Source organism: Frankia sp. CgKIO3 (assembly GCF_977946435.1).
In genome coordinates, this window is record NZ_CDWTMO010000270.1 from 1 (window position 1) to 3252 (window position 3252).

The following is a 3252-nucleotide window of genomic DNA, read 5'->3' on the forward strand; positions in this document are numbered from 1 at the left end:
ACGAGTCGCTGCTGGAACTGGTGCCGGACCCGGATTTGCCGGCCCGGCGGTTCCGTCTCGTCGACGCGCCGGGCAACGAACGCAAGACCACCGGCTCGTATTTCACCCCGAACGCGCTCATCGACTCGCTGCTGAGGACCGCGCTGGACCCCGTGATCGACCGGTACGCGGCCTCCGGCATTCCCGCGGACCTCCTGCGGATCACCGTGGTGGACCCGGCCTGCGGCTCCGGGCACTTCCTCGCCGCCGCCGCGCACCGGATCGCCCGCAGATACGCGATCATGGACCGGGGAGACGACGAACCGTCCCGGGCGGAGATCGTGAAGATCCTGCCCGAGGTCGTCGCGCGGTGCGTCTACGGGGTCGACATCAACCCGCTGGCGGTCGAGATCACCAAGTTCTCGCTGTGGCTGGCGTCCGTCGAGCCGAACCGCCCGCTCGCCTACCTCGAACATCACATCAAGGTCGGCAACGCCCTGCTCGGCGTGACCCCGATGCTGCTGGACGGGGGAATCCCCGACGCCGCCTTCAAGGCGTTCGGCGACGATGATGCCAGCCGGGTCAGGGCACTGCTGGCCGACAACCACGGTGCGGTCTTCCTGGAGGCGCGGAAATCCGCCGACATCAGTCACTTCGCCAACCTGCGCGGTCGGCAGGAGCTGCGTGAGATCATCGATCTGCGTGCACTGTCCCTGTCGGATGTCCGTGAGCAGGCGCGGCGGTACGAAGCCCTGAAGGCCATGCCCGAGCGCCGCCTCCACCTGCTGGCCGCCAACGCCTGGTGCGCCGCGTTCGTCTGGCCGAAGCACGAGGGTGGGCCACCGGCGATCACGAATCAGCTCCTGTATCCGCTGATGGCTGGTTCGAAGGAGTTGTCACCGGAGCTGGCGAAGCTCCTGGACGACATCACGGACCGGTACCGTTTCTTCCATTGGCATCTGGAGTTCCCGGATGTCTTCCGCACGGATGACGATCCGGACGCTCCCGACGCGAACCCGGGCATCGGCTGGCGCGGCGGCTTCTCCTGCGTCCTGGGTAACCCGCCGTGGGAGCGGGTGAAGCTCCAGGAGAAGGAGTTCTTCGCGCACCGGGACGAGAAGATCGCCAAGGCCCCGAACAAGGCGGCCCGGCAGCACCTGATCGACGCGCTGAAGGAGAGCGAGTTCGCCTCCGACCGTGCCCTGTACGCCGACTTCCAGGATCACCTGCGGGAGTCCGCCGGCTGGTCGCAACTGCTGCGGGACTCGGGCCGCTACCCGCTCACCGGCCGCGGCGACGTCAACACCTACGCTGTCTTCGCCGAGACGGCCCGGACCGTCCTCGGCCCGCACGGTCGTGCCGGCCTGGTGCTGCCCACCGGCATCGCCACCGACGCCACGACCGCACCGTTCTTCCAGGACGTCGTCGAGCAGGAGTCGCTCGCCGGGCTGGTGGAGTTCGAGAACGAGGAGTTCCTACTCAGCCGCGCGGTGGACCACCGAGTCCGGTTCTGCCTTCTCACTCTCGCCGGGCGTCAGGCCGGAGCCGACCGGGTGCCGTTCGCCTTCGGATCACGGCGGATGGTCGACGTGGCCGACCGCCTGTTCACCATGACACCGGCCGAGATCCGTCTCCTCAACCCGAACACCAGGACCGTCTCGATCTTCCGGTCCCCGCGAGACGCCCGCATCACCCTGGACATCTATCGCCGCGTACCGATCCTCTGGCAGGATGCGCCGCCGTCGAACCCGTGGAATATCTTGTTCAAAGCCATGCTGCACATGGCCAACGATAACGTCTTCACGCGAGGGTCGGGCGAGGACGCCGAGTACATGCTCCCGCTGATCGAGGCGAAGATGGTCCACCATTTTGACCATCGGTTGGGAACGTACGAGGGGCAGACCCAAGCTCAGGCGAACATGGGAACCCTGCCCCGGACGACGCCCAAGCAGCACGCCGACCCGGACTTCGTCACGCTGCCGCGCTACTGGGTCGCCGAGGAGAAGGTCGAGAAGACGCTCGGCGAGCGGTGGGACCGCGGCTGGCTGCTCGGCTGGCGCGACATCGCCCGCGCCTCCGACGAACGGACCTTGATCAGCGGCGCGATTCCGCGTTACGCCGTGGGAGACAAGTTCCTCCTCGCATCGCCATCCGAACGGGGAGCCCTTCTGCAGGCAAACTTCTCCGTGTTCGTGCTCGATTACTGTGCCCGACAGAAATTCGCTGGCACCTCGTTCAAGTACTTTCTCATGAAGCAGCTTCCCGTGCTGCCGCCGGAGCGGTATGACGAGCCGGTGGGGTGGCTGGCGGGGGAGGCACCGGCGCGGTGGATCGAGGCGCGGGTGCTGGAGCTGACGTACACCGCCTGGGACATGCGGCCCTTCGCCGAGGACCTGGGTGATTCCGGGCCGCCGTTCGTCTGGGACGAGGAACGCCGGTTCGAGCTGCGGGCGGAGCTGGATACCGCCTACTTCCACCTCTACGGCGTTGACCGGGATGACGTCGGCTACATCCTGGACAGCTTCCGGGCCTTCCGGAACAACGATCCGGAGCGGTTCGAGCGGACGAAGGCCCGCATCCTCGCGATCTACGACGCGATGGCCGCCGTGGAGGCTGATGGGCTCGCCTACGTCAGCCCACTGGCTCCGCCGGCCGGCCTCGGCCGCCGCCACTCGGCCACTCTCGCCGCCTTCGGCGCGCACAAGGCACGGAGCCTGCTCCGGGCGACCAGTACGCCATCTGGTAGCCGTCCCCGGATCTCTGCGTACGATCTCAGCGCCGATCTGACTCCACCCGATCCCGACGACTCTGTCGGGCCGCCAGGATCAGCCGCGAAGCCTCACAGGTCGGTATAGCGATCGACATACAGAGTGGGCTTCTTGTCGCCGAAGATTCGCTTGATCTCCTCTTTCTCCTTCTCGCGCATCCGCTTCTTGACGGCCTCCCATTTATCCGGGTCGAAGGTTTGGAGTCGGTCCATCCCTTCATCGAACTCCTGTGAACGGCGAGCGTCGAACTCCTCGTCGGTTTCCTTGCCTTCCATGCTATGCTCCTTTTTCTCGTGAAACTATCGGTCGGATATTCGGATCGCATAGGATTTGCATTGAAATAACTTGATTATTCTATATCGGGTCTACGGGAAGTGAACATGTAGTTCCACTCGCCGTGGAAACTGTCGCGTTCGAACGGAATCTCCTCCTGTTCCTTCTTGGATAGCTTGATCCCTGTCGGGTAGTCGGCCGGGTCGAGTGCGTACCGGACGACGAGCCTGTC

At 65.5% G+C, this 3252-nt stretch carries 3 protein-coding genes; 1 reads left to right on the plus strand and 2 read right to left on the minus strand.

The genetic code is table 11. The annotated features are described in order from the left end of the window. A partial coding sequence (locus tag AC08OJ_RS19380) for an Eco57I restriction-modification methylase domain-containing protein (RefSeq protein ID WP_476596484.1) occupies positions 1–2834 on the plus strand: 2834 nt, incomplete at its 5' end. Here the strand turns inward: AC08OJ_RS19380 and AC08OJ_RS19385 are convergent. Together AC08OJ_RS19385 and AC08OJ_RS19390 are read right to left on the minus strand one after the other, a co-directional pair. Next, positions 2819–3022 (minus strand): hypothetical protein, encoded by a 204-nt coding sequence (locus AC08OJ_RS19385; RefSeq protein ID WP_476594718.1) that lies wholly within the window; start codon positions 3020–3022, stop codon positions 2819–2821. The genes AC08OJ_RS19380 and AC08OJ_RS19385 overlap by 16 nt on opposite strands. Before the next feature lie 74 nt (positions 3023–3096). Continuing rightward, positions 3097–3252 (minus strand): ISAzo13-like element transposase-related protein (locus tag AC08OJ_RS19390; RefSeq protein ID WP_476596485.1); only part of this gene is annotated, 156 nt, incomplete at its 5' end.

Excerpts from the sequence above, each read along its gene's own strand:
- AC08OJ_RS19385 (WP_476594718.1), bottom strand. The coding sequence starts at position 3,022 with ATGGAAGGCAAGGAAACCGACGAGGAGTTCGACGCTCGCCGTTCACAG.